Consider the following 25,276-nt stretch of genomic DNA (forward strand, 5'->3'; position numbering starts at 1 on the left):
CCCCGCGCGAGCGCGCTCGCCGCCGCCACCACCGCGGCCTCCGGCACCTCGGCGGCGACCGCGGCCGGCATGGCCGCGAACGCCCGGGCGAGCGCGCGGTCGCCGGTCAGGCCGAGCACCTCGCCGACCGCCCGCCGGTCCACGACCAGCCGGCAGGCGTGCGCCCAGTCCCCGGCGCGGATGGAGTGCCCGACCGCCTCGGGCAGGAACCCCTCGCGGGCGAACCAGCGGGAGGCCCGCCGGTGCAGGCCCGCCACCTCGCCCGGCAGCTCGTGCCGCAGGACGACGCGCAGCGCCTCGGCGAACATCCGCTGGTAGCGGTACCAGCCGCCGCCCAGCGGCAGCACGAACGCGTTCTGCCTGACCAGCGCGGGGAAGACGCCCGCGCCCGCCGCGCCCGCGAGCTCCATGGCCAGGTCCGCCGTCAGCCGGTCGCCGACGCTCGTGCGCAGCAGCACCCGCCGCACGTCGCGCGGCTGCGCGTCCAGGACCTGCTCGACCAGGTACCCGACGACGGACTGGTCGTCGCCGGCGAAGCGCGCGACGAACGCCTCGGGGTCGGGGTCGTGCTCCATCGACATGGCCGCCAGCCGCAGCCCCGCCGCCCACCCGTCGGTACGGCGCCGCAGCGCCGCGGCGGACGCCGCCGGCAGCTCCACCCCGTGCTGCGCCAGCAGCGCGCCGGTCTCCGCCGGCCCGAACGCGAGGGCGTCGTTGCGGATCTCGGTCAGCTCCCCGGCGAGCCGGAGCCGGTGCAGGCTCAACGGCGGGTCGTGCCGCCCGACCAGGACGAGCCGGAGCCGCGGCCGCGCCCGCTCCGACAGGAACGCCAGGCCGTGCACGACCGCGGGACTCAGCGGCGAGTGGAAGTCGTCCAGGACGAGGACGACCGGTTCCGTTCCGGCGCCGCCGGACAGCTCGATGGCCAGATCGGCGAGGAACGCATCGTCCGCGCCGCCGGGGCGCGCGGCTGGCGGGACGAACTCCGCGCCGGCCGCGCCCGCCCGTACCAGCGCCGCGAGCACGAGCGTCCAGAACGCGTCGCGGCCCATCCCCGCGTCGCAGCTCGCCCAGGCGAGCCGTCCGGCCGCGGCCGGCGGCCGCGCCGCCGCCCAGGCCGCCACCAGGGCCGTCTTGCCGGCCCCCGGCGGTCCGGTGACCACGGTGACCGGCCCCGCGGTCCCCTTCTCCAGCCGCGCGGCGGGTGCCGGACGGTCGATGAACCATGGGGGGCGCGGCGGGATCGTGATGGCGTTGTCCGGCGTGCCGGGGACCGTGGGCATGGGCAATCCCCCCCTTTTCCTGCGGGGACGGCGGGAACCGTACCGACAGGTTCCGCACGGGCCGGGGGCGGCCGCATCACCCCGGCGTCCGCTCACCCGGGTGATTTTCGCCGCCGCCGCCCAGGTCACCCGCCGTGAGTGATCCGCCGCCGCGGCACGGCGGCCGATGCTGGTCCTCTCGCGCGCCGACGCCGGCAGGGCCGAGAAGGCCAAGAAGGCCGAGGAAGCCAAGGAGACCGAGGTGACCGACCGACCGGACCACCACGCCAGTCAGGAACCCGGCGGCTACGAGATCAGGATCCGCGGCCGCGTCAGTGCCGCGTTCCAGAGCGCGTTCGAGGACCTGGCGGTCACGGTGAACCCGGCCGAGACCGTGCTGCGCGGCCGGGGGCTCGACCAGTCGGGGCTGTACGGCGTCCTGGCGCGCGTGCACGAGCTCGGCCTGGAACTGATCGAGATCCGCCGGCTGCCGTGAGGGGCGCCTTCGCCGCTAGAGGTCGCGGGACCAGTTCTGCCCGACGAGGTCGTGCCCGAAGCTGTGGTGGCGCTCCTCGTCGACGAGTTCGAAGCCCGCCGCCTCGTAGATCCGGCGGGCGGAGACCAGGACGTCGTTCGTCCACAGCGTGATCCGCCGGTATCCGGCCTCCTTCGCGAACCGCAGGCACTCGTCCACCAGCCGGGAGCCGATGCCGAGGCCGCGCGCCGCCGGGTCCACCAGGAGGATCCGCAGCCGCGCGGTCTCGGCCGGGTCGGCGACGCAGAAGACGCAGCCGGCGCGCCGGCCGTCCACCTCGGCGATCCAGGCGGCCTCGCGCCGCGGGTCCCGCCCGTTCCCGTAGTCGGCGACGATCTGGGCCACCAGCGCCTCGAACGTCTGGTCCCAGCCGAACTGCTCGGCGTACACCTCGCCGTGGGCCTGGACGACCCAGCCGAGGTCGCCGGGCGCGCCCAGCCGCCGGACGGTCACGCGCGCATCGCCGGGGTCGGTCATCGGCCATCCTCCGTACTGACACGACTGTTTCAGTACGGCTAGGGTAGCACCGTGGCCAGCGACCCGTCCGTCCCCTCCGCCCGCCAGACGGAGCTGCTCGAACTCGCCTACCGGTACGTCCTCGAACACGGCCTGGCCGAGCTATCGCTGCGCCCCCTCGCCGCCGCGATCGGCTCCAGCCCGCGCGTGCTCCTGTACCTGTTCGGCAGCAAGGACGGCCTCGTACGCGCCCTGCTGGCCCGCGCCCGCGCCGACGAGCTCGCCCTCCTGGAACGCCTGCGCGAGCAGGACGCGCTCGACCTCGCGACCGCCGCCGGGCAGGTCTGGGACTGGCTGTCCGCGCCCGCCCGCCGCCCGCTGCTCGCCCTGTGGGCCGAGGGGTACGGCCGCTCGCTCCTCGTCCGGGACGGCCCCTGGCACGGCTTCGCCGCCGCCACCGTCGACGACTGGCTAGCCCTGCTCGCCGACGCCCAGCCCGCCGCCGAGCGCGCCACGCTGGCCGGCGAGGCCCGCCGCACCCTCGTCCTGGCGGTCCTGCGCGGCGCCCTCCTCGACCTCCTGGCGACCGGCGACCGCGACCGCACCACCACCGCCGTACGCGCCCACCTCACCGCCCTGGCGGGGGACGGGAGGCCGGCGCCGGGCCGGTGACGGGAGAAGCGGGGCCGGGGGCGAGCCCCGGCCCCGCGAGCGGGGGGCGGCGTTCAGGATCAGTGGAAGGTGAAGGTGGCGGAGTCGACCGTCGCGGTGCCCGGGCAGAGGAAGCCGCCCGAGGTCTTGCTCGCCGTGTACGGGCCGCCGGTGTAGGTGCGGCTCGTCCCGTCGCGGGTGATCGAGACGTTCGTGACGGAGTAGCCGCAGGTCATGCCGGCCAGCGTGCCGGTGACCGTGATCCTCGGGGAGGTCGCGGTGCCGGCCGCGTCGTCGAAGCTGACCGACGGCGACTCGCTGATGGTGACGCTCACGCCGCCGTCGCAGGTCGCGTTGATCGTGGTGTGGTCGACGGTCAGGGTGTTGGGGGGAGTGTCGCTGGTCGTGGCGTTCGTCCAGGAGCAGTTCGCGCCGACGGCGGACACGGAGCCGTCGACCAGTCCGGGGGCGGCGGCGTGGGCCGGCGCGGCGACGAGGCCGGCGGCGGCGACGACGGCGAGGCCTGCGAGCATGCTGGCGGGTCTCATGCGGGGGGTCCTTCCTCCTCTTGCGCGGCGGTCCTTCCGCCGCCGCCCGACGCGGCCACCGGTCCTCGCGGGGTGGGGTGGGAGCCCGGATTCCGGCCGGTCGAACGTGAATCTCCCTCATAGTCGCCGGATCGCCGGGCCGATGCCCCGTCCGTTCAGGACAGGTTTAGTCGGCGCCCGCAATCCGCGCAGTGGCACACGTGCGCCGCGCCCGCGTCGGGGGCGCCGGACTCCAGCGCGTCCCGCAGCCGCCGCCGGCTGCTCACCCCGAGCTTCCGCATGGCGTTGGCCAGGTGGTACTTCACCGTCCGGTCCGAGAGGCAGAGCTCGGCGGCGATGTCCGGGTTGGTGTGGCCCGCGGCGGCGAGGGCCGCGATCTCCCGTTCCCGCGGGGACAGCCGGTCGCCGTACCCGCGCCGCCCCCTGCGGTGCGGGACGGGCAGCCCCGCCTCCCGCATCAGCCGCTTCACCCGGTCGGCGTCCCAGCCGAGGCCGAGGCCGGTGAACGTGCTCCACGCGTGGCGCAGCGCCTCGGCGTCCGGCTCCCAGCCCGCCGCCAGCCGCGCACGCTCCCGGGCGGCGCACGCGTGGGCCGCCATCCGGGGATCTGGCAGCGCCGCGTACCCGCCGCGCGCCCGGTCGTAGCCCGCCGCCGCCCGCACCGCGTCGCCGTCCCGCTCGCGGACCCGCGCCTCGGCGAACACGAGCGCGGCCCGCGCGAGCGGCAGGTCCCGTCCCTCCAGGGCGCCGCGATAGCGCGCCAGCACCGCGCGCACCGGCTCCGGCGGCGCGAACGGGAGCAGCGGCGCCGCCCAGCCCCAGATCCCCTTGCGGGCCACCGCGTCCAGGACCTCGCGGGCCAGCGCGCACGCCGCGTCCCGCTGCTCGCCGGTCAGCGCCACCCGGTTGAGGTCGGCGGCGGCGTGCGCCGCGACGGCGAGTTCGCCGGTGCGCAGCGCTTCGGACGAGACCTCGCGCAGCGCGCGGCGCGCCTCGTCCAGCCGCCCCTGCCCGGTACGGATCTGGGCGGCCAGCAGCCGGGCCGCCGGTGCCGTGCCGCCGGGCCCGCCCGCGTCCTTGGCGCCGATCTCGCCCATCGCCCAGCGGGCGCGCGCCACCGTCACGCGCAGCCGCTCGCCGTACGCCCCGTTCGCGCTCGCGCGCCGGGCCCGTTCGGCCAGGTCCAGGGCGCGCGCGTAGTGTCCGGCGTGCAGCGCCGCGTCGGCGATCTCCGCCAGGCCGCGGACGAGCCGCACGTTCGCCTCCGGGTTCTCCCCGCGTACGGGCAGCGCGCCGACCGCCGCCCGCGCCCCGGGATCGCCGGTCGCCACGAGCAGGTGCGCGGCGGTCGCCGGCACCACCACCCGCGCCACCGCGTCCCCGGTACGGGCGGCCGCCGCCCGCGCCCGCTCCAGCGACGCCCGCTGCGCGTCCAGCCCGCGCGCCGGCAGCCTGTCCGGCGTGGCCGGCAGCGCATGCGCGACGGCGACCAGATCGTCCCGTGCCGCCACCTCCGCGGCCGCGTCACCGAGCCCGGCCGGCGCCTCCCCCGCCTCCAGTTCGAGCCACGCCGTCAGCAGGCGCAGCTCGCCCCGCTGAACGCCCGAGCCCGCGTCCTTCTCAAGCGCCGCCGCGAGCAGCGAGCGCGTGTCCTCCTCCGGGCCGGCGGCGGTCGCGAGCGTCGCGCGGGCGAGCTTGACGGCCAGTTCGGCGCGGCGCTCGCGCGGGACCGCGCCCGAGCGGAGCAGCTCGCGAAGGTACGCGCAGGCCGTGCCGAACGAGCCGCCGGCCGCGGCCAGCGCGGCGGCGGCCTCCGCGCTGGCCGCCCATCCCCGCAGGTCGCCGGCCTGGCGATGGTGGTCGACGGCCCGGACGACCATGCCGCGGCAGGTCAGCTCGCGGGCGGCGGTCCGGTGCAGCTCCCGCCGCCGGTAGCCGGGAACGGACGAGTAGACGGCGATCCGGGCGAGTTCGTGGCGGAACCGCACGATGCCGCCGTCCGCGTCCCGGAGGAGCCCGCGGCGGATCGCCTCGGCGAGGGCGGCGCCGGTCTCGCGCTCGCCCGTCCCCGCGACCCTGGCCACCAGCTCGGGCGCGGCCGGTTCGGCGAGGACGGCGGCGGCCTCCAGCACGGCGTCCCCGCCGGGCGGGAGGCCGCGGGCCCGGTCGACGATCTCCGCGGCGATCGCGCGCGGCGCGACCGGCGGCGGCTCGGCGGCCAGCGACCACGCGCCGTCCACGGGGCGGAGCACGCCGCGGTCGCGCAGCAGCCGCGCGTCCTCCCGGACCGCCCGGGGGACGCCGCCGCTGCGCTCGTACAGCCGTTCCGCCACCTCGCGGGGCATCACCGCCGGCTCGCCGAGGGCCGCGGCCGCCACCCGTCCGGCGGCGGCGGCCGGCAGCGGCTCCAGGTGGAGGCGCACGGCCGGGGGCCCGGTTCCCAAGGGGCCGGGCGTGCGGGTGAGGACGACCGACAGCTCGGGCGGCGGGCGCGTTCCGATCATGCGGAGCAGCTCGACGGTGGCCTCGTCCGCCCACTGGAGGTCCTCCAGCGCGAGCACGGCCGGGCCGAGCTTGCCGAGCAGTTCGGCGGCGGCGCGGACGAGCCGGTGCCGGAGCAGCCGCGGATCGCCGAGCGCCGGCGGGGGCGGCGGCAGGATCGCGGCCAGGTCGGGCAGTACGGTGCGCAGCACGCCGGTGAGCGCGCTCAGCCGCCGCGCGGGCGGCCGGCCGACGCCCGCGAGCGCCTCGATCACCGGCCCGAGCGGGCACGGCACCGTCGCGGGCACGGCGTGCCCGAGCAGCAGGTGGCGGGCGCCGAAGGCCCGGTCGGCGAGCGCCTCGCGTACCAGCCGGGACTTCCCGGCGCCCGGCTCCCCCTCGACCACCACCACGACCGGCGGGCGGGCGAGCGCCGCCACGAGCGAGCCGAGTTCGCGGTCGCGCTCGGTCAGCGGCGGATCCTGAGGCGGCATGACGGGGGACCTCCTGCCACTCGCCGGGATTTTCACACGGCGGCGGCGGGCTGCCTAGCTCCCCGCGGCGGCACTGTGACTCATTGCCGTCGCCGCTCGCCTCCCCAGAGCGATTCTTGACGCAAGCGGTTAGCAGCAGTTGATAATCGCCGACAACGCCACGCTCCGGCGGCGACAAGCCACCCGTCAGGCCTTGGCGGGGAGGCGCGCTTCGAGGCCGTCCAGGATGGCCTGGAGCCCGAAGCCGAAGCTGCCGTCCGGCGCCGCGGCGTAGTCGGCGGCCTCCGGCCGCTCGACGCGGGCGCGCAGCCGCGGGAACCGCGTCGCGACCTCGCCCGCCCGCTCCACGGTCTTGCGCAACGCCTCCTCCGCGTCCCCGCCGTCACGGCTGAACCGCCTGGTCAGCGACACCGCCGCCGACTCGCCGAGGGCGTTTCCGAGCACGAACGTGAAGACGGTCGCCGCGGCCCGGTCCGCCTGCGGGCCGGCGAATCCGGCCGCCTCGTACACCGCGAGGCTGTGGTCGTCGAAGCGCGCCTTGCCCGGCCCGTAGAACAGGTGCGAGCCGAACGCCTGGACGAGCCACGGGTGCCCGGTCATCATCGAGTACAGCCCGGTCGCCAGCGCGGTGGCCGCCTCCCGCCAGCCGGTCGCGTCGAGGTCGGGCAGCGCGATCTCGTCCCACACCCGGTCGCCGGCGAGGACGACCAGGTCGTCCTTGTTCTTGACGTGCCAATAGACCGCCGTCGCGGCGGAGCCGAGGCGCCTGCCCAGGCTCCGCATGTTGAGGCCCTCCAGCCCCTCGGCGTCCAGCAGTTCGACGGCGGCCTGGACGATCTGCTCCCGGGTCAGCGTGTCTCGCGGCATGCGTCCACGATAGGGCGCCCCGGCGGTTCTCGCACAAAGTTCAAGACAGCACTTGCACATTGTTCAAGTCACGGGCTACGTTCCACTTGCACAAGGTTCAAGTCGCTCTGGAGGAGACACCGTGACCACCATCGCCGCCGCCATGCAGCTGCTCATCGCCGTGGCCTTCGTGACCATCCCGCTCGTCCGCCACCGGTACGGGCCCGCCGCGCAGGCCGCCGCCGAGCGGGAACTGGCACGCCAGGGCGTCCCCGCGCGGGTGCTGGCCGAGAACGGGCTCAGGTTCGACGCCGGCGGTCACGAGACCGCGGCACCCGCCGCCGTCGCGCTGATCATGACCGTCCTGGCGGCGCTGAACCTGGCCGGGAACCACTGGGGCGAGGTCCTGTCATGGGTGTTCATGCCGCTCGTGCTCGCCGGCAACTGCGTCATCCTGTACAGCCAGCTGACCGCCGCGAAGTCCGTGCGGGCCGCGTTCGCCAGGAAGGGCGACCCGATGCTGGAGCGCGTGGACGTGCCCGCGTTCCTCAAGGCGTCCGAGGCCGGCTTCCCTCGCTGGGTGTTCCCGATCCTGCAGAACGTCCGCCACACCGCCGTCTTCGGCGGCGCGGCCGTCGCCCTGCTCGCGACCGCCCTGGCCTGACGCCTCTACGCGGAGAGGCCGGCGAGGAAGCCGAGCATCGCGGCGTTCACCTCGTCCGCCGCCTCCATCTGGATGAAGTGCCCGGCGCCTTCGAGAACGCGCACCGTGCGCAGCCCCGGGACGAGCTCCTTCATCGCCTCCAGCGAACCGGCGCCCATGATCTCGTGAACGGGGTCGCGGTCGCCGACGAGGAACAGCGTCGGCACGGAGACGGGCTCGTCCGGACGGTCCTGCTTCTCCCGCCACACGAGGTCGTTCGCGCGGTACCAGTTGAGGCCGCCCGTGAACCCCGTCCGGCGGAACTCCGCCACGTAGTACGCGAACTCCGCCTCCGACAGCCACGGCCAGGGCAGGGGCGGCGCTTCCGGGAGGACGTCCAGGTAGCCGTTGCCCTCGCTGGGGTGCCGCCACGTGTCGAGGTACCGGTAGCCGCCGCTCAACGCCCAGAACACGTTCGCCAGGAACCGTTCCGGAGCGCCGCCCAGCTCCTCGTCCGCCGGCCCGACCTTCTGGAAGTAGTGCATGTGGGTGAAGTGGTGCTCAGCCAGCCGGGCGAACCCCTCGCTCGGCAACCGCTTCGACATCGGTACGCGCGGGACGCTCAGCTGCATGAGCGCCTTCACCCGTCCCGGCGCCCACTGCGGCAGGTCCCAGACGAGCGACGCCCCGAAGTCGTGCCCGGCGAACACCGCCTCCTCGATGCCGAGCGCGTCGAGGACCCCGACGAGATCGGCGACCGTGCGCTCCCGGCCGTACTCCCGCGCCGACTCCGGCCGGTCGCTGCGGCCGTACCCGCGCATGTCCGGCGCGATGGCCCGGTAACCCGCCGCCGCCAGTGCGGGGAACTGATGGCGCCAGCTGTACCAGAGCCCGGGGAAGCCATGGCACATCACCACGGGGATTCCGCTGCCCTGCTCGGCCACGTGCAGGCTCGCACCGCCCACATCGATCATGTGGTGACGGATCTCGCCGGTTGCCTCGCTCATGCGGACGGCCCTTCCCTGCGACTCCCGGGCCCGACGATTCTCGCCACCCCCAGAGAACACATCCTCCGCCCCTCCCACTCAACGGGACCGGCCTGGACGCGCGGCCGCGACCGGCAGGTCCTCATCGACGACCACCCGGACATCCGCGTCATCCTGCCGGCACCGGACGGCCTCAGTAGAGAGCGGCGAACAGCCCCTGCGCGCGGCCGCCGTCCGCCGTGCGCCAAGAGCCGGCGACGTGCCCCACCGCATCCGGCGGCAGCAGGGGCGTACCGGCCGCGGCAGGGCGCAGGACCCGCTGCAAACGCAGGACGCCACCGTACGGCGCGGCCACCTCAGTGCTCTCCGGGCCGTCGGTGGTGATGGTGAACTCCGCGACGGCTAGGCCATCGCCCGCGTAGGAGCGGCCGACCTCCGGATCGGGGGTGTCGCTGACGTTCTGGTCCTGCGCCTGGACCCGGCCTTCGACCAGGGCCAGCAGCTGCGCGACCATCACCGGATCGTGGCAACCGTCGTAGGCCCAGCGCCGTCCCAGAACTCCGTGCTCCATGGTGCCGACGAGGGCGTCCTCCGCCCCGTCCAGCGGCGCGCCCCGGTAGGTCAGCGGCACCAGATACGCCGGCGCCTCAGGGACGGAGCCGTCGGTGACCACGATGAACTCGATCCCGACCTCGCCCTCCGGATCGTCCAGCCGGAAGCCACCGGCCTTCGCCGGCTCCGGCGCGCCCGCGCCACCGGCGTACCACGGCCGGGAGGGAAGCCAGGCGGTCAGCAGCTCCAGCTTGCTCGGCTTGAGTTCGGTGCGGTGGATGACGGCCATGCCAGGACTTCTCTTCCGTAGAGCCACAGTGACCGTCGCATCTTCCCACCCGCCTGAACAGCCACTGGTCCCACCACCCGGGACGTCCGCCCGCCGTCGTCCAGGCCGCTTGATAGGAGAGAGGCCCCGGCGGAAAGGCGCGGACGTGGAGTTGATCGCATCGTTGCCGGCGGACACCCCGCTGCGCGAGGTGCCGCCGTTCGCCGCCCGCGCCGAACGGCTGGGGTTCGACGTGCTGCACGTCCCCGAAACGGCCCACGACCCGTTCGTGAACAGCGCCCTCGCCCTGGAGCACACCCGGAACCTCACGGTTCGCACCAGCATGGTCGTGGCGTTCCCGCGGAGCCCGATGACGGTCGCCTACGCGGCCTGGGACCTGGCGAGGTTCTCGGAGGGACGGTTCCAGCTCGGCATCGCGTCCCAGGTCAGAGGCAACATCGTCGGCCGCTACTCCGCCACGTGGGACGACCCGGTCAGCCGGCTGAAGGACTACGTCGCCTCGCTGCGCGCCATCTTCGCCGCCTTCCAGCACGGCACCGGCCTGGACCACTCGGGCCCGCACTACCGGTTCGACCGGCTGCAGCCGTACTTCGACCCGGGGCCGCTGGACTGCGCCGCGCCGTCCATCTGGATCGGCGGCGTCAACGTGCGGATGACCGAGCTGGGAGGAGAGGTGGCGGACGGGTTCGTCTGCCACCCGACCGCCTCGCATCCCCGGTACCTCAAGGAGCGCGTACACCCGATCCTGCACGCGAGCGCGGCCCGATCCGGCAGGCCGCAGGGTCCGCTCCTAGTGATCAACGCCCGCCCGTTGACCGGCCGCACCACCACCGATCTCGCCGCCGAACGGGAGCGCCGCCGGGAGGAACTGGCCTTCCTCTACAGCACCCCGGCCTATCGCGCGCAACTCGAACTCTTCGGGCTGGAAGCCCTCAGCGAGCGCCTGGGCGCCATGGCCCGCGAAGGGAACTGGAACTCACTGGCCGGCGTGCTGTCCGACGAGGTCCTGGCCGAACTCCTGCCCCAGGGAACCTACGGCGAGCTGGCAGGCGTCCTGGACGAGTGGTACCGCGGCCACTGCGACGGGATAAGCCTGTCGCTACCGGAACACACCGACCACGACCGCGACATCATGCACTTCATCGCTCAAGCGAAGGAGATCCCGACCGCGAGCCTCAGGACGTCCGAAGACACCGCCAGCGACTGACGCCCGGCCGCTTCAGCCGAAGATCTCCTCGGCCGACTCGGCGTGCATGGCCCGCCGGAACCAGGTGCGGAGATGTCCCGCGTCGTGGCACTGCAGGATCCGCGTCCGCACCTCGTCCGGCACGTCGATCCCCCGCTCCTCGAAGGCGTCGAGAATCAGCGCACTCATACCTTCGGCACGCCCCTCAGCGCGTCCTTCGGCAACGTATTTGCGAGCGAAATCGCTTTGGTATTCGTACGTTCCGCTTTGCATGAGTTCCTCCCATGTGCGCCGGGCGGCCCCGTCGAGCCGTGCCAGCACGAAATCAGCGTACAGTCGCGCTCTGTCATCGTCGACGGCGGCGAAGCCCGACATCGCCGCGGTCAGGACGCCCTTCGAGGACGGGCCGCCGCCGTGCGCGATGGCCGACAGGACGGCGAGTTCGGGCGCCCGCTGCGCCTGGACGATGTCCTCGACGACGGGCACCGCGTCCGGGCCGATCGCGAACGGCGTGAGGATCGAGCCGGGCCCGCCCAGCTCGATCGGCTCCGCGCACCACGTCCCGACTCCGCTGGTAGGGCTGATCACCAGCAGCACGACCGGGCACTTCAGCCGGGCGCGCAGCGTGGTCACGTACACCGGCCAGCTCCACCGCTTGTCCGGGTCGCGGCGCAACTGGACCTCGACCACGATCCCGAGCTTCCTGGTGTCCGCGGCGAGCACCACGACGGCGTCCGCGCGGTACTCCGTGGGCGAGCAGTCATTGAGGTCGCCAGAATCCAGAGATATCTCCCGAAATTCGGGCAATTCCATACCTGAAGAACTTTCCAGAAGCTCTACCGCCAACGCCGGGCGATTCCGGAAAAGCTCGATCAGGAAGTCGTGGACCATGGACACCATGGAACGGATTCTTGACCCCCACCTGGCACTTCCGCAGGCGTTCGAACGCATTAGCGGAAGGAAATATCAGGCAATAGCCATTAGATAGGAGAGAATGACGCCGTAACGCGACACCTTCGACGGACGCAGACGTCCTCGCCCCCAAGCGAAGTCACGACGGCCGCCGTCAAGTGAGGCCATCACCCCTCTTCGACCGGCGGTCGCCGGGGTCAGGCGCCTGGAAGGGCCGCCGCTTCCTGGACGGCCGCGCGAAGGGTCGCGGGGGCGAGGAGCAGTACGGGCCCGCCCGGATCCTTGCTGTCACGAACGGCCACCACGCCACCCACTCCGGCCATCTCCACACAGTCGCCGCCGTTCTCACCACTGCGGCTGGCCTTGCGCCAAGCGGTGCCGTCGCGGGCGGCCAAAAAGGCGGAGACGTCGGCTAGTTCGACGCAGTTGCCCCCGTTAGATGTGGTGTAGCTGCTCTTGCGCCAGTCGGCGCCAGCGAGGTCCATCTCTCCAGTACCTCCGGTCAGTGCGAGGGTCACCGGTCTGGCCACCGGCTCCAATGGCTAGGGGCCGGTAGCGCATCCGCCTCCGCGAGCCCTCGGAACGGGCGAACAGGCCAGATGTCGGCCTAGGACCGAGGTGAAGAGCGTCGGCGGGCCTTCGGGGGTTCGGTACGTGATTCAGGCGGTGGGGAGAGCCGCCGCTTCCCGCACCGCCGCGCGCAGCACGGCGGGGGTCACCAGCAGCACCGGCCCCTCGGGGTCCTTGCTGTCACGTACGCCCACCACGCCACATGCACCGGCCAACTCCACACAGTTGCCGCCGTTCTCACCACTCCGGCTGGCCTTACGCCAGGTGGCGTCACTCAGGTCCATTGCTCCAATGCCTTTCTGATGACGTCCTGCGACATGTCCTCTGGTAGCGCCCTCGCCCGCAACTCTCTCAGTGCGTCGGAAAGGCCGGCGAGATCCGCTGGGGCGTCGGTCGTGATACCTCGTATCGTCGTCTCCAGATACGCCACTTCGCTGCGGTCCTCCATGGTAGCCACCACGAAAGCTCCGCCAGTGCCCGCCGGGCGTCCATTGTTTCGTACGACCTGGATCGTGACGTTCGGGAGTTTGCTCATGGTGAGCAGGTGCTCCAACTGCTCACGCATCACCTCGGGTGACCCCACTAGGTGATAGAGCACCGCCTCACTCAGAAGCGCCACCAGCGCTGTAGGAGGCGAACCCTCCCTCGTCAAGATGCCCTGGCGCGCAAGGCGCGCTTCCACGGCCTCCTCGGCGGTAAGGACCTCGCGGGTGTAGTTCACGGTCTGAAGTAGCCCGGGAACGATGGTGTGCTCCCAAGTGATCAGCTCCGTCGCCTCCGACTCGATCTGGGGCCAGTCGAACCAGATGGGTACCGGGTGGCCATCTTTGTTCAGGTCCTCCCACAGGTTGATGAGAGAACCACCGGCCTCCAGGTGGTCGTCCACGATCTCGACGTACGGACGGGTCGCGCGCCGCTTGCCGGCTTCGATGCGGCTCTGCTGCGCCGGACTGATCTTCGTCAGGTTGGCGATCGTCTCCTGCTTGACGCCCTTGGCCTCTCGCGTCCGGCGCAACTGGCGGCCGAACGCGACGGGCGCGGCCGACTCCCGGGGGCGTGTGCGTCGTACGGCCATGAGCTCTTACCTCTCCAGGCAACTTCCCCATGCACCAGCGGCCTTGCCACTGCTCTCCAGTCCGAGCCAGCAACGACATGCTAAGCCGGAATGTAGCTCAATGTGTGCTGTACGCCACACAAAGTGAGGGGCTCTCATGGGCGAGTCAGCACACGACCAGATCGTGATCAAGCGGCGGCTGGAGGCTGTGGGCGAGGTACGCAGGTTCGTCCGGCTCACGCTGGGCCAGTGGGGCATGGAGGATTACAACCCGTGTCTGGTGGCCAGTGAGCTCGTCACCAACGCGATCCGGTACGCCAGTGCCGTCGATGACGACGTGACCGTACGGCTCGGGCGGCTGGACGATGGGGCGCTGTGGCTGGAGGTGCAGGACTCCTCCAGCGAGATACCGCGCATCGTGGACGCAGCTCTGACCAGTGAGTCCGGACGCGGGCTGTTCGTCGTCGAGCAGTTCACCCGCTACTGGGGCGTCCGCCTCCTGGCCGACCGGGCCGGCAAGGTCGTCTTCGCCGTCCTCGATCCGTGAACGGGTCGATTGTCGGACGTCCGCGCTAGGGTCCCGCCTCTGACGGCTGGTGGTCGGAGGACGCGGTGTCCGATGTCGCAGGTGGCTTGGAGGTCGTCTGGTGGCGGCCTGAGGCGGTGTGGCCGTTGCTGCTGTTTCGGTCGTCCCGTGGAGAGGTGTTGCTGGTCGCCGGTTCTGCGGGCGGGCCGGTCCGGTTGGACGCGGGGACGGGACGGCCGGTGCTCGAATACCCGGATGGGTGCTACGGCCCGATCAGTGAGCTGGCGGCGGCCGAGCTGCCTGATGGACGTCTCACTCTCGGCGCCGCCCGGGAGGACGGGTTCAGCGCCTGGGACGCGGGCACCGGGGAGCCGCTGGTCGAGCCGGAGGACCTCAACACCGTCTGGGGGCTGGCGGCCGGGACGCTCGCCAACGGCCGGGGACTGTTCGCGGGTGCGGGGAACGACCACCTGATCCACTTGTGGGACGCCACGACCGGGAGGGCGTTCGGGGCGCCGCTGGCCGGGCACCTCGGCAGCGTCAAGGCCGTGGCGACGTTCACCCTGCCGGACGGCTCGCTGGGCATCGCGTCCGGGGGCGACGACTGTACGGTGCGCCGCTGGGACGCCGCGTCCGGTGGCCAGATCGGCGATCCGTTGACCGGTCGCGACTGGTGGTTCACCGAGGTCACGGCGCTGGAGTTGGGGAACGGCCGGACCATGCTGGCCTGCTCCCAACTGTCGTACGACGAGGACGTACGGCTGGTGCACCGCTGGGACGCGGTCACCGGCGAACCCATCGGTCCGCCTTTTGAGACCGGTGTGGAGGAAGGCGGGCTGTGCACCGCATGGATCGACGGTGCGCCACGGCTGCTCTCGTGCGAGGCGGGATGGGTGCGGCAGCGGGGCGCGGTGACCGGTGAGCCGTACGACGATCTGCCGTTGGAGGGGGACGTCGTCGCGGCGGTCCCACTGCCCGGCGGGGGCACGCTCATCGCAACAGGCTCGCGTGGGGGCCGGGCGTCTCTCACCTCGTCGCGGGGGCCAGGCGGTAGTGGTAGGCGTGGTGGGGTTTGAAGCCTAGGTGGTCGTAGAGGGCTCGGGCGTTGGGATTGTCGTTCTCTACCTGTAGGTAGATCGCCTTGGTGCCGCGGTCGGAGGCGTGGGCGGACAGGGCGGCCGTGATGGCTGTGGCGAGGCCGCGGCGGCGGTGGGCGGGATGGACTTCGACGGCCGTTATGCCTGCCCAATGGGTCGACCCGGCCACTCGGCCGATGGCGACCGTCGTTCCGTCGTGGACGATGCGCGCGAACGTCTGCCAGGGGGCCGAGGTGAGGAGGTGGACGGCGACCGGGGGCGGGCCGGCGGGGGCGTAGAGGGAGAGCCAGTCGTCGTCGGGTTCGGGGGCGGTGCGGAGGGTCGCGGGGGCCTCCAAGGGGGGCGGGGCGGGGAGGTCGGCGGGGGTGGCGGTCATGACCGTCGCGGCGCCGGAGCGGATGGTCCAGCCGCGGGCGGCGAGGTGGCGGTCGAGTTCGCTCCCGTGGGGGCGGCCGGTCGGGTACGGGACGGCGATCATCGGTGGCAGGCCGCGGGAGGCGTACCACCCGGTCACCGTGTCGACGGCCGCCGGCAGGGGGAGGCCCGGGTCGCCGATGGCCAGGGCGCTGTTCGCCCGGCCTGTGAAGCCTTCGGCCTCGCGTAGGAGCCAGTCCCCGAGGCGTTCTTGCCGCGGGGCGCGCCAGCCGAGCGCCGCCGCCTTCTCCAGGTCCTGGATCTCCATGGTCGGGAGGGTGGCAGATGGCGGCGCGTGGGGTGCGACCGGGGCCGGTCGGAAGAGGGGGCTTGACAGGCGGGTGGGAGGGTTCCTATAAATTCAGTTGTAGGTTTCCTCTTGTACGGGGAGCAGGTAACCCGGGGTCAGGCCCGGGGATCTTCGGAGGTGAGGCACGATGCTGCTGACGTCGATCGACCCGTTCGTGCAGGAGTTCGAGCGCCAGTTCGACCGGGCGCTCCGCCGGGCCGCGGGGGACGACGGCGGCGCCGGGATGGCGATGGACGGCATCCGCCGCGCGGACGACGTCGTCCTGCGGTTCGATCTGCCCGGCATCGACCCCGGCTCGATCGAGGTGACCGTCGACCGCGGCGTCCTGTCGGTGACCGCGCGCCGGGAAGAGGAGTTCGGCGAGGACGAGCGCGTGTTCGTCCGCGAGCGGGTGATGGGGACGTTCACCCGGCGCGTGTACCTGTCGGAGCACCTCGACGCCGAAGCGGTCGAGGCCGCGTACGACAACGGCGTCCTGGCCGTGCGGATCCCGGTGCTGGAGAGGGCCAGGCCGCGCAAGGTCGCCGTCCAGCGGACCGGCGGCCCGCCGAAGGCCATCGCCGACTGAACGGCACCCACCGCCGGACGGCACCGCCTGGTGCCGTCCGGCGGCATCCCCCCGAGACGGCAGAAGGAGGCCGGCCGTGAAGCTGCCCATGGACGACGAGCACGCGGCGCTGTTCACCGTCGGCCAGGTCGCCGACATGCTGCAGGTCAGGCAGGCGTTCCTGCGCCGCATCGATGACCACCAGGTCGTCTCGCCGCAGCGCTCGCCGGGCGGGCAGCGCCGCTACAGCCGCCACGAGGTCGGCCGCATCCAGCAGGTCGTCAGCATGATGGACGAGGGGATGACCCTGCCGGCCATCCGCCGCATCATCGAGTTGCAGTACCAGCTCGCGGAGCTCACCCGCGAGCGCGACGAGCTCGCCCGCCGCCTGGACGCCCTGGGCGAGGGCGGGACGCGGTGACGGATCAGGCGCCGACGTGGACGTGCGGGGCCCACAGCGACGGGGTGTTGGGCTTGCGTTCGCGCACGGCGCGTACGGCGGCGTGCATCGCGCGGGCCGCGCGGGCGGTGTCGATCCCGCCGTCGCCCGTGTCCAGGTGGGCGTAGAAGGAGTCGGCGAGTTCGGCCGCGACGACGTCGTCGACCTCCCAGAGCGTGCCGACGACCTGCGGGTACCCGGCGAGCTGGAACGCCGACGTCAGATGGATGGCCTCGTCGATCAGCTCCTCGGCGGCGTTGTGCGCCGTCCGGCAGGCGGACAGGTAGGCCAGCCGCGCGCCGTCGAGCCGGACCGGATCGAGGCTCGCGACGGTGAGGGGTGCGGTCTCGTGGTCGTGCAGCCGCAGCGTGCCGCGTGAGGGGTCGGCGGCGTCGCTGCTGCCGTGGCACGCGAAGTGCGCGACGGCGGAGGTCGCGAGCCGGTCGAGGACGCGCGCCCTGGTGGGGGTCTCGGCGGTGACGGTGTCCGGGTCCTCGGATTCGTTGATGAGGACGGTCGCGCCCGGGAACCGCCGGCGGAGCAGCGCGACCTCCCGTACGACATGGTCGAGGCGCGGCGCGCCGGGCGTGACCGGCATGCCGACGATCAGCATCCGGTCGGCGGCGGACGGGGCGGCCTGGGCGGCCTGCCGTTCCCGGGCGTGGCCGAGGGCCCGCACGGTCGGGGTGTACGAGGACACGACCCGGTCCATGACCGTACGGCGGTCCCGCCTGCCCGGCGGTTCGCGGTGGTGGCCGGCGGCGTGGATCGGCAGCAGGGCGAGCGGTCCGCCGAGCACCCACCACACCCGCGGCCACGGGGAGCGGCCGTCCGGTGCGCGCCGGTAGCCGAGCGCGTCCAGGACGGGGCCGGCGGCCGCGTCCCACAGCCACTCCAGGACATCGAAGATCGTCTTCTGTGCCTCGATGCGCTTCCCGGGACCGGCCCGCCTGTCACGGGCGGTCGCGAGCGCGTGGACGAACGCAGCGATCCTGGGGGCGGGGTCGTCGCGGTCGAGCCCGCCGAGGTGGATCGTCCTGATGCCCTTCCGCGTCACCAGGATGGCGTCATGGCCGTGCCGGCTCGCGTTGATCACCACGATCGGGCCCTGGTCGGCGTGCCGGACGAGCCGCGCGGGCTCGGGGGGAAGGAGGAACGTCCCGAAGTCCGGCAGGGCGCGGATCCGCGCGATCGTCTCCTGGAACTCCGCGGCCAGCCGCCGCCGGTCGTCCGCCGCGCTCGCCGCGCCGGGGGTCCCGCCGCCCGCGGGCCGGGCGCGGGACGGGTCGTCCTCCACCTCGTCGAGCCGGGTGCGCAGCTCGACGAACCGATCGGCCAGGCCGGGGTGGCGCGCGGCGAGATCGGAGAGGTCGGTCCGGGTGTCCAGCGCCTGGCCGAGCAGGACGCCGCGGCCCAGTTCCAGCAGTCCCAGGGCACGCGCGGCCCTGCGCCGGGATCCACCGCTCCCCCGGTCCGCGAGGACGAGCGCGGCGGCGTCGGCCGCCAGGCTGGGGAACCCACCGAGCAGGTACTGCCGGCTGCCGCGATCGAGCCGCCGGGCCGCCGCCTCGGGCAGCAGCCGTACCGCGAGGTCCAGCAGCTCCACGGCGCCGCCGAGCTCCCTGACCTTGGTGATCGCCACCGCCTCCAGGACGGCCATGAGCCGGAGCTGCAGGGGCGCCGACACCGACATCGCGGCCTCCCGGAACGCGGCCACGGCCGCGATCCGGTCGGCGTCCTCGCCGGTGCCGTCGAACCGGCCCTTGAGGACGGTGCCGAGACCCGCCAGTGCCTGGACGCGCCGGGGATGGTCGGGAGGCGTGGCCGCCACGGCCCGCCGGGCCGCGTCGAGCGCCTCTTCCACATCGGCCCGGTCGCGGTCGCGCTCGTAACGGGCCGCCAGGATCAGGCCGAGATTGGCGAGGTACGCGGCCAGCCGGGGATCGTCCTCGGGAGCGGCGCGCAACGCCTGGCGCGCGACCGTGACGGCCTCGTCGAGGTCCGCCCGCTCACCGGTGCGGCGGAACCGCTCCATCAGGAGGACGCCGAGGCCGCTCTGCTCCCCCCTCGCGTCCGGATGGCCGGGAGGAAGTCCCGCGAGCGCCGAACGGCCGGCGGCGATCGCCTCCTCGAGAGCGGCCGGAGTACCGGTCAGCAGGAACTCGCCTCCCAGGGAGGTGGCGAGGTCGGAGAAGTGGCCGGCCCGGCTCGGGTGCCCGGCGGGGGCTGCCGCCACGGCCCGCCGGATGAGTTCGATCGCCTCGTCCAGGTCGGGCCGGGCCCTGTCGTTCTCGAAGCGGGCCTGCAGGAGCATGCCGAGATTCGCCTGGCGCGCGGCGAGTTCCGGGTGGTCCGGCGGGGTGGCCGCGAGCACCTGCCGTGCCGTCTCGATCGCGCCGTCCAGCTCCGCCCGCTCCCCGGCGCGCCGATGGGCCTCCAGCCGCGCGCCGGCCAGGTTCGTCAGGTGCCGGGGCCCGGCGGGATGTCCGGCGGGCAGGGCCGCCACCGCGCGCTCGCCGGTCGTGAGCGCCTCTTCGAGCACGGACCGGTCCCCGGTGCGTCCGTAGCGTTTCAGCAGGGCGCTGCTCAGGTTCGAGAGGTAGACGCTGTACAGGGGGTGTTCGGCCGGGGTCTCCTGGACCGCCAGACGCGTCGCCTCGATCGCCTCGTCCAGGTCCGCGACCGCGCCGAGACGCCCGAACCGGAACTGCAGGGTGTTGCCGAGACTGCACAGGTACATCGCCCGGGTGCGATGCCCCGGGGGAGTGGCCCGCACGGCCCGCCGCCCGACCTCGACGGCCTCGTTCAGCGCTGCCAGGGCGCCGGTCCGGCGAAACTCGAACTGGAGGGCGATGCCGAGGTTGGACAGGTACATGCCGTGGTGAGGGTGGCCGTGGCTGATCCGCACGGCCTCGCGCCCGGACTCGATGGCATCGTCGAGGTCCCGCTCCTCGCCGATGTGGTCGTACCGCGCCAGCAGGGCGGCGCAGAGCGTGGCCGCGAACGTGCCGGGATCGACATGGGCGTCCGGTGCCGCCGCGACGGCCTGCCGGGCCGCCGTGACGGCCTCTTCGATGTCCGCTCGCGCGCCGGAACGCTCGAACCGTTCCCGCAGCATGCCGCTGAGGTTCGTCAGGAACGTGGCGCGGTGGAAGTGGCCGTCCGGCAGCGCGCGCACGGCCTCCCGCCCCCGCTCGATCGCCTCATCGAGGCGGTCCGGCGAGCCGTCGCGCACGTACCGGGCGTGCATGGAGGCGGCGAGATTGCCGAGGTGGGCGCCGCGGTCCGGGCGGTCCGGCGGCATCTCCCGCACGGCCCGCAGCCCGGCGTCGACGGCTTCTTCCAGGTCGCCGGCGGGTCCGCCGTTCTCGAACCGCGTCCGGAGCGAGACACCCAGGCTCGACAGGCTCTGGAAGCGCCCCGGATGTCCCTCCGGAAAGGCCGTGACCGCCTCCCGGAACGCCGCGATCGCCTCGTCCAGGTCCGCCGCGGCGCCGGTCAGGTCGTGGCGGGTCAGCAGGGCCGTGGCGAAGTTGTGCAGGATGGGCGCGTGGTCGGAACGCGCGGGGCCGGCGGCCGCGACGGCCTGCCGGCCGGCCTCGACGGCCTCGTCCGCGTCCGTCCGCGCGCCGGTGCGCACGGCGCTGGTCCGGAGCGCGGCGCCGAGATTGGAGATCCGCCCGGCTCGATCGGGGTGGGCGGGCGGTGTCGCGGCGAGGGATGCGCCGCCACCAGCCGATGACGATGAGCGGGTCCCCGGAGTCCGTCGAATCACCCAGCCGATCGGTCGCGCCCGCGGCCTCGGCGGCCGCCGCGTCGGCGATCACGGGCAGGACGGGCTCGGGCAGCGGACCGGCGCCCGCGAGGAGGCACGGGACGAACGCCTTGAGCGACCGTACGGCCAGCCCCTCTTCCTCCCGCTGGGGCTCCGGGACGGTGAGCATGCGGTACCAGAGCAGCCAGCCCAGCGCCCAGCGGGCTTCGATCTCGCCGGGATCGCCGTCCAGGACGCCGGACAGGCGGTCGGCGGCGGCGAGCACGCCCGGTTCCGCCGCCCGGGGTTCGTCCGGCGCCGCCTCGATCCGGCGCAGCCAGGCCACGGCCGCCGCGAGACGCTCGTCCCTACTCTCCATTCATCGACCCCCGTCCGTCAGACTTGTGAATCGCGCAGCGGGAAAGGCTCAGCCGCCGGGCGGGTCCGCCGCGGCGCCGGGCTCCCGCCGGGGACGCAGATGCCGGGTGAGCGCGCGGCCGAGTTCGCGGTCGAGCGGGCCGGCGGGCGGGAGCCGCCCGGTGCCGCCGTCGGCCGGTGCGGCGGGGAGCAGGCCGAGTGCGACGGCCAGCGTCGTGCCGTGCAGCCGGACGGCCGCCTCCATGAGCCGGGCGTAGGCGTCGGTGGAGGCCCGGACGCGGTGCCGCGCGGTCAGCGCCATCACCAGGGCGAGCGGCGCCGCGGGCCACCACCAGACGGTCAGTGACGCGTACAGCACGGCCCAGCCCGCCAGCGCGGCGGCGCGGGAGAGGTCGGCGCGGGCGGCGGTGAGTTCCGCGCGGACGGCGGCCGGCAGTTCCAGCCACAGCGGCGGCCACACGGTCGCCAGATCCAGGTGGTGGTCGCGGTCGAGGCGGACGGCCACGGCATGGACGCGGTCACCGCTCCAGGTGGGGCGGTCGGGGCGTTCCGGGGCGATCCGGTCCCGGTCCCCGGCGGCCTTGTGGAGGGCCGCCGGATCCGGGCGGTCCTCCGGCCTGGGCCTCCTGGCCCGCGCGCTCGCGGCCTCCCAGGCCGCCTGCCGCTCGTCCCAGCGGCGCCGGCGGCGTTCGACCCGGCGGCGGGCGACGGCGCGCGGGAGTCCCGGCCAGCGGCGCCAGCCGGCGGCCAGCACCAGCCGTTCCACCAGCGCGCCGAGGGCCTGGACGACCACGCCGACCGCGGCGGCGCCGGCCAGGACCGCCGCCAGCAGCAGCACCTGTCCCCCGGCCGTCCGCACCGGCCGCGCCCCGGCGTGGCGGGTGATCTCGCGGGCGAGCCTGCCGGCGTCCAGCGCGTGCCCGTGCCCGAGGACGAGGGCCGCGGCGGCGACCGCCAGGAACAGCGCGCCGGGCAGCACGAGCAGCGACAGCCAGCGTTCGGCGAGCTTCTTGCCGAGCTCGCCCAGCAGCCCGTTCATCAGCCGAGCCGTTCGCGGGGCAGCGGTGCGCCGTTGACGGAGCAGCGCGGCGGGAACTCGACCACGTCCACCTCGTCCCGGCCGGCGCACAGCCGCAGCGGGCAGCGGTAGACGATCTCCAGGCCCTCCACCCCGGCCGCGTCGATGGCGCTCCGGAATCCCGCGTTCCCATAAACCCCGTACTCGTCCCCCATATTCACCAGGGCCGCGTGCACCAGTTCGAGCAGCCGGTCGGCCTCCTGCTCGAACGAGGAGTCGGGGTCCGTTCCCCGCCATTCCCGAAGCACGTCCAGCAATCGGTCCAGCGGCTCGAACGGCCCCGTGTCATTTCCACCGAGGACCGCGCTGATCTCCCCGTACCGACCGCACACGTAGGCGAGTCCCGCCTCCCGGCGGACGGACCGCGGCGTGGCCTCCAAGCGAACCCCCGATCGACGCACCCTCGACTACCCGAGCATCACCAGGGGTGACCATAACGCCGGGAACGCCATTCCGTAAGGGAGATCTTTTAAGGCCCGGCCGCTTATCCGCATTGCCGCACGGCTGAAAGCGTTCTGAAAGCGGCACGGCTTAGAATCCGCCGCCATGGAGCCCTCTCGGTCCTCACCACGGCCTCCGCTGCCCGTACTGGCGACGCTGCTCCTGCCGCTGGGCATCGCGGCCGTCCTTTTGCAGCAGACCGCCGTCGTCCTGTTCGGGATGGCGCGGATGGTGTCGTCCGCGGACGAGGACGACAACGTGTGGCTGCCCTTCGCCGGCCTGCTCATCGTGTTGTACGTGGTCATCATCGCCGTCCTGGTGAGGGGCGTATACGTGCTCTTCAGGCGGGGCCGTTCCGGGCAGCTGTTCACCGCGCTCGGCGCGGTCTGCTTCGTCGCCCTGTCCCTGCTCCTGACCGGCGTCTCGAACGGTGCGGTGACCGCCGGGGCCCTCGCCGTCCTGCTCGTACCGCCCGCCGTGCTGGCCGTCGCCGGCCTGGCGTCGCGCACGGACTCGTTCCAGCGGTGGGCCGCCGAGCGCCGGAGCCGCTGACCTGCCCTTTCAGCCAGCGGACCCGTCCCGTTCCGGACGGGCCCGGGTGGCGCGGGCGTAGCGGTCGGAGAGGGTGCGGAGGAGGTCGACGAGTTCGGGCGGGTCGGTGACGGTGAAGTCCTCGTCCAGCAGGCCCAGGTGCACGGCGAGGGATTCGACCGTGTCGGCGCCGGTGTGGAGGACGCAGGTGCCTGCGTCGACGGCCTCGACCGTTCCAACGGCCGGGTTGATGCGGGCGGTGACGCGGTCGGCCGGGGCGTGGACCAGGACCCGCGCGGTGTGGCGCCAGGCGGCGGCGGAGACGCCGCGCATGACGCGGGTGACGACGTCCTCGGGTGGTTCGCGGGGGGTGAAGCGGGGGCCGGTGGGGGTGCGCGGGGTCAGCCGGTCGACGCGGAACGTCCGCCAGTCGGCGCGGGCGATGTCCCACGCGACCAGGTACCAGCGGCGGCCCCAGGAGACGAGGCGGTGCGGCTCCACTTCGCGGACGGTCCCGGTGCCGTCGTGGCCGCGGTAGTCGAAGCGGAGCCGCTCGTGGTCGCGGCAGGCGGCGGTCAGGGCGATCAGGGTGTCGGCGGCGACCTTGGGGCCGGGACGGTCGGGCGGTACGGGCACGGTGTGGCTGTGCAGGGCGTTCACGCGGCGGCGGAGCCGGTCCGGGAGGACCTGTTCGAGCTTGGCGAGCGCGCGGAGGGACGTCTCCTCGACGCCGGAGATGCTGCTGGTACGGAGGCCGAGCGCCACCGCGACGGCCTCCTCGTCGTCCAGGAGGAGCGGCGGGAGGCGGGTGCCGGCGCCGAGGCGGTAGCCGCCGGCGGAGCCCCGGGTGGCGTGGACGGGGTAGCCGAGGGCGCGCAGGCGCTCGATGTCGTTGCGGACGGTGCGGGTGCTGACCTCCAGGCGGTCCGCGAGTTCGGAGCCCGGCCACTCGCGGGGCGTCTGGAGGAGGGAGAGCAGGCGGAGCAGGCGCGCCGAGGTTTCCAACATGCTCCGAGAATGCCAGCGCATTAGGAACGGAGTCTGCCTAAAGGCTCCGTAGTGTTCCTCTCATGAACAACAGCACCGAGATCAAGCCGTTCCGCATCGACGTCCCGCAGGCCGAGCTGGACGACCTCAGGGACCGGCTGGCCAGGACGCGCTGGGCCGACGAGCTGCCCGAGTCGGAGGTCACCGACGGCCTGCAGAAGGGGCCGGTGCAGCCGGGCTGGGAGTACGGTGTGCCGGGCTCGTTCGTCCGGGACCTCGTCGCCCGCTGGCGCGACGGGTACGACTGGCGCGCGTGGGAAGCGAAGATCAACGCGTTCCCGCAGTTCACGACCCAGATCGACGGCCAGGTGATCCACTTCCTGCACGTGCGGTCGGAGGTCGAGGACGCCACCCCGCTGATCCTCACGCACGGCTGGCCCAACACGTTCGTCGAGTACCTCGACCTGATCGGCCCGCTGACCGACCCGGTGGCGCACGGCGGGGACGCGAGCGAGGCGTTCCACGTGGTCATCCCGTCGATCCCGGGCTTCGGGTTCTCGTCCCACACGCGCACCAAGGGCTGGAACGCGGCGCGCACGGCGGACGCGTGGGCCGAGCTGATGAGCCGGCTCGGGTACGAGCGGTTCGGCGCGCACGGCAACGACGCCGGGGCGATCATCAGCCCGGAGCTGGGGCGGCGGCACGGCGACCGGGTGATCGGCGTGCACGTCAACCAGATCTTCTCGTTCCCGTCGGGCGACCCGGCCGAGTTCGAGGGATTGAGCCCGGAGGACATGGAGTACCTGGGGTTCCTCCAGTCCTTCGTCGAGCACGCGATCCACGACCGGGCGCAGCAGGCGCAGCCGCAGACGCTCGCGCACGCGCTGGCCGACTCGCCGTCCGGGCAGCTGGCCTGGATCGCGCAGCTGCTCGCGTCGGTGGACCCGGACGTCCTGCTGACCAACGCCAGCATCTACTGGTTCACGAACACGGCCGCGTCGTCGGCCCGGTTCTACTACGAGAACCACCACACCGAGCAGGGGGACGAGCCCACGACGTTCCCGATCGGGCTGGCGTCGTTCGCGTTCGACTTCCGGCCGCTGCGCCGGTTCGCCGAGCGGGACCACAAGAACATCGTCTCGTGGAGCGAGTTCGACCGGGGCAGCCACTGGGCGGCCCACGACGCCCCGGACCTGCTCATCGGCGACATCCGGCGGTTCTTCGGCCGCCTCGGATGAGGAGATCCCCCGCCGGGGCCGGGACTGCGGGCCCGGCCCCGGCGGGGGCGGCACGAACATTTCCGGTGTTT

Annotated in this window: 26 protein-coding genes; 10 read left to right on the top strand and 16 right to left on the bottom strand. The window is 73.6% G+C overall.

What is annotated here, in order from left to right; all coding sequences use genetic code 11:
• A partial coding sequence (locus AB0881_RS07355) for an AAA family ATPase (protein WP_366615030.1) occupies positions 1 to 1,283 on the bottom strand: 1,283 nt, incomplete at its 3' end.
• Between the two features lie 166 nt (positions 1,284 to 1,449).
• Between AB0881_RS07355 and AB0881_RS07360 the strand changes: the two genes are divergently transcribed.
• Positions 1,450 to 1,758 (top strand): hypothetical protein, encoded by a 309-nt coding sequence (locus tag AB0881_RS07360; protein ID WP_366615032.1) that lies wholly within the window; start codon positions 1,450 to 1,452, stop codon positions 1,756 to 1,758.
• 15 nt (positions 1,759 to 1,773) lie between these two features.
• On the opposite strand, the gene AB0881_RS07365 is transcribed toward AB0881_RS07360, so the two are convergent.
• Complete coding sequence (locus AB0881_RS07365; protein ID WP_366615034.1) at positions 1,774 to 2,274, bottom strand: GNAT family N-acetyltransferase; 501 nt, start codon at positions 2,272 to 2,274, stop codon at positions 1,774 to 1,776.
• Between the two features lie 51 nt (positions 2,275 to 2,325).
• Between AB0881_RS07365 and AB0881_RS07370 the strand changes: the two genes are divergently transcribed.
• Positions 2,326 to 2,925, top strand: a complete 600-nt coding sequence (locus tag AB0881_RS07370) for a TetR/AcrR family transcriptional regulator (RefSeq protein ID WP_366615036.1) — start codon at positions 2,326 to 2,328, stop codon at positions 2,923 to 2,925.
• Between the two features lie 59 nt (positions 2,926 to 2,984).
• Here the strand turns inward: AB0881_RS07370 and AB0881_RS07375 are convergent, their stop codons facing one another.
• The 3 genes from AB0881_RS07375 to AB0881_RS07385 all read right to left on the bottom strand — a co-directional run bounded on the left by AB0881_RS07375 (position 2,985) and on the right by AB0881_RS07385 (position 7,294).
• Complete coding sequence (locus AB0881_RS07375; protein ID WP_366615038.1) at positions 2,985 to 3,452, bottom strand: hypothetical protein; 468 nt, start codon at positions 3,450 to 3,452, stop codon at positions 2,985 to 2,987.
• Positions 3,453 to 3,607: 155 nt separating this feature from the next.
• Positions 3,608 to 6,427 (bottom strand): AAA family ATPase, encoded by a 2,820-nt coding sequence (locus tag AB0881_RS07380; RefSeq protein WP_366615039.1) that lies wholly within the window; start codon positions 6,425 to 6,427, stop codon positions 3,608 to 3,610.
• A 186-nt stretch (positions 6,428 to 6,613) separates the two neighbouring features.
• Positions 6,614 to 7,294, bottom strand: a complete 681-nt coding sequence (locus AB0881_RS07385; RefSeq protein ID WP_366615040.1) for a TetR/AcrR family transcriptional regulator — start codon at positions 7,292 to 7,294, stop codon at positions 6,614 to 6,616.
• Positions 7,295 to 7,415: 121 nt separating this feature from the next.
• Between AB0881_RS07385 and AB0881_RS07390 the strand changes: the two genes are divergently transcribed.
• A complete protein-coding gene (locus AB0881_RS07390) occupies positions 7,416 to 7,937 on the top strand; it encodes a hypothetical protein (protein WP_366615042.1) in 522 nt (173 codons plus the stop codon).
• A 5-nt stretch (positions 7,938 to 7,942) separates the two neighbouring features.
• Here AB0881_RS07390 and AB0881_RS07395 read toward each other — a convergent pair whose 3' ends face one another.
• Together AB0881_RS07395 and AB0881_RS07400 are read right to left on the bottom strand one after the other, a co-directional pair.
• Complete coding sequence (locus tag AB0881_RS07395; protein WP_366615043.1) at positions 7,943 to 8,923, bottom strand: alpha/beta hydrolase; 981 nt, start codon at positions 8,921 to 8,923, stop codon at positions 7,943 to 7,945.
• A 172-nt stretch (positions 8,924 to 9,095) separates the two neighbouring features.
• Positions 9,096 to 9,743, bottom strand: a complete 648-nt coding sequence (locus AB0881_RS07400) for a 1,4-alpha-glucan branching protein (RefSeq protein WP_366615044.1) — start codon at positions 9,741 to 9,743, stop codon at positions 9,096 to 9,098.
• 145 nt (positions 9,744 to 9,888) lie between these two features.
• Between AB0881_RS07400 and AB0881_RS07405 the strand changes: the two genes are divergently transcribed.
• A complete protein-coding gene (locus AB0881_RS07405) occupies positions 9,889 to 10,950 on the top strand; it encodes a TIGR03617 family F420-dependent LLM class oxidoreductase (RefSeq protein WP_366615046.1) in 1,062 nt (353 codons plus the stop codon).
• Positions 10,951 to 10,962: 12 nt separating this feature from the next.
• On the opposite strand, the gene AB0881_RS07410 is transcribed toward AB0881_RS07405, so the two are convergent.
• The 4 genes from AB0881_RS07410 to AB0881_RS07425 form a co-directional block, all read right to left on the bottom strand.
• Positions 10,963 to 11,829, bottom strand: a complete 867-nt coding sequence (locus tag AB0881_RS07410; RefSeq protein ID WP_366615048.1) for a hypothetical protein — start codon at positions 11,827 to 11,829, stop codon at positions 10,963 to 10,965.
• 209 nt (positions 11,830 to 12,038) lie between these two features.
• Complete coding sequence (locus AB0881_RS07415; protein ID WP_366615050.1) at positions 12,039 to 12,326, bottom strand: DUF397 domain-containing protein; 288 nt, start codon at positions 12,324 to 12,326, stop codon at positions 12,039 to 12,041.
• Between the two features lie 174 nt (positions 12,327 to 12,500).
• Positions 12,501 to 12,695, bottom strand: a complete 195-nt coding sequence (locus tag AB0881_RS07420) for a DUF397 domain-containing protein (protein WP_366615051.1) — start codon at positions 12,693 to 12,695, stop codon at positions 12,501 to 12,503.
• A complete protein-coding gene (locus AB0881_RS07425) occupies positions 12,686 to 13,486 on the bottom strand; it encodes a helix-turn-helix transcriptional regulator (protein ID WP_366615053.1) in 801 nt (266 codons plus the stop codon). The genes AB0881_RS07420 and AB0881_RS07425 overlap by 10 nt, the downstream gene beginning before the upstream one ends.
• A gap of 136 nt (positions 13,487 to 13,622) precedes the next feature.
• On the opposite strand from AB0881_RS07425, the gene AB0881_RS07430 reads away from it, so the two are divergent.
• Both AB0881_RS07430 and AB0881_RS07435 read left to right on the top strand, forming a co-directional pair.
• Positions 13,623 to 14,012 carry an ATP-binding protein gene (locus AB0881_RS07430; RefSeq protein ID WP_366615054.1) on the top strand — a complete coding sequence of 130 codons (390 nt, stop codon included), beginning with the start codon at positions 13,623 to 13,625 and terminating at the stop codon, positions 14,010 to 14,012.
• Between the two features lie 158 nt (positions 14,013 to 14,170).
• Complete coding sequence (locus AB0881_RS07435) at positions 14,171 to 15,067, top strand: hypothetical protein (protein WP_366615055.1); 897 nt, start codon at positions 14,171 to 14,173, stop codon at positions 15,065 to 15,067.
• On the opposite strand, the gene AB0881_RS07440 is transcribed toward AB0881_RS07435, so the two are convergent.
• Entirely contained in the window at positions 15,018 to 15,770 is a 753-nt protein-coding gene (locus AB0881_RS07440) for a GNAT family N-acetyltransferase (protein WP_366615057.1), read from the bottom strand. The genes AB0881_RS07435 and AB0881_RS07440 overlap by 50 nt on opposite strands.
• A 169-nt stretch (positions 15,771 to 15,939) precedes the next feature.
• Between AB0881_RS07440 and AB0881_RS07445 the strand changes: the two genes are divergently transcribed.
• Positions 15,940 to 16,380 carry an Hsp20/alpha crystallin family protein gene (locus AB0881_RS07445; protein WP_366615058.1) on the top strand — a complete coding sequence of 147 codons (441 nt, stop codon included), beginning with the start codon at positions 15,940 to 15,942 and terminating at the stop codon, positions 16,378 to 16,380.
• A gap of 76 nt (positions 16,381 to 16,456) precedes the next feature.
• A complete protein-coding gene (locus AB0881_RS07450) occupies positions 16,457 to 16,780 on the top strand; it encodes a MerR family transcriptional regulator (RefSeq protein ID WP_366615059.1) in 324 nt (107 codons plus the stop codon).
• 4 nt (positions 16,781 to 16,784) lie between these two features.
• Here AB0881_RS07450 and AB0881_RS07455 read toward each other — a convergent pair whose 3' ends face one another.
• The 3 genes from AB0881_RS07455 to AB0881_RS07465 form a co-directional block, all read right to left on the bottom strand.
• Positions 16,785 to 20,438 (bottom strand): CHAT domain-containing protein, encoded by a 3,654-nt coding sequence (locus AB0881_RS07455; protein WP_366615061.1) that lies wholly within the window; start codon positions 20,436 to 20,438, stop codon positions 16,785 to 16,787.
• A gap of 541 nt (positions 20,439 to 20,979) precedes the next feature.
• The gene (locus AB0881_RS07460; protein WP_366615063.1) at positions 20,980 to 21,969 is read right to left on the bottom strand and encodes a hypothetical protein; all 990 of its coding nucleotides are present in this window, start codon (positions 21,967 to 21,969) and stop codon (positions 20,980 to 20,982) included.
• A complete protein-coding gene (locus AB0881_RS07465) occupies positions 21,969 to 22,388 on the bottom strand; it encodes a hypothetical protein (RefSeq protein ID WP_366615064.1) in 420 nt (139 codons plus the stop codon). Before AB0881_RS07465 ends, AB0881_RS07460 begins: the two co-directional genes overlap by 1 nt.
• Positions 22,389 to 22,554: 166 nt before the next feature.
• On the opposite strand from AB0881_RS07465, the gene AB0881_RS07470 reads away from it, so the two are divergent.
• Complete coding sequence (locus AB0881_RS07470) at positions 22,555 to 23,001, top strand: hypothetical protein (RefSeq protein ID WP_366615066.1); 447 nt, start codon at positions 22,555 to 22,557, stop codon at positions 22,999 to 23,001.
• Positions 23,002 to 23,010: 9 nt separating this feature from the next.
• Here the strand turns inward: AB0881_RS07470 and AB0881_RS07475 are convergent, their stop codons facing one another.
• The gene (locus AB0881_RS07475; protein ID WP_366615068.1) at positions 23,011 to 23,988 is read right to left on the bottom strand and encodes a YafY family protein; all 978 of its coding nucleotides are present in this window, start codon (positions 23,986 to 23,988) and stop codon (positions 23,011 to 23,013) included.
• A 62-nt stretch (positions 23,989 to 24,050) separates the two neighbouring features.
• On the opposite strand from AB0881_RS07475, the gene AB0881_RS07480 reads away from it, so the two are divergent.
• A complete protein-coding gene (locus tag AB0881_RS07480; RefSeq protein ID WP_366615070.1) occupies positions 24,051 to 25,205 on the top strand; it encodes an epoxide hydrolase family protein in 1,155 nt (384 codons plus the stop codon).
• The last annotated feature ends 71 nt before the right edge of the window (positions 25,206 to 25,276 follow it).

The sequence above is a fragment of the Spirillospora sp. NPDC029432 genome (genome assembly GCF_040703975.1).
Lineage (GTDB): Bacteria > Actinomycetota > Actinomycetes > Streptosporangiales > Streptosporangiaceae > Spirillospora.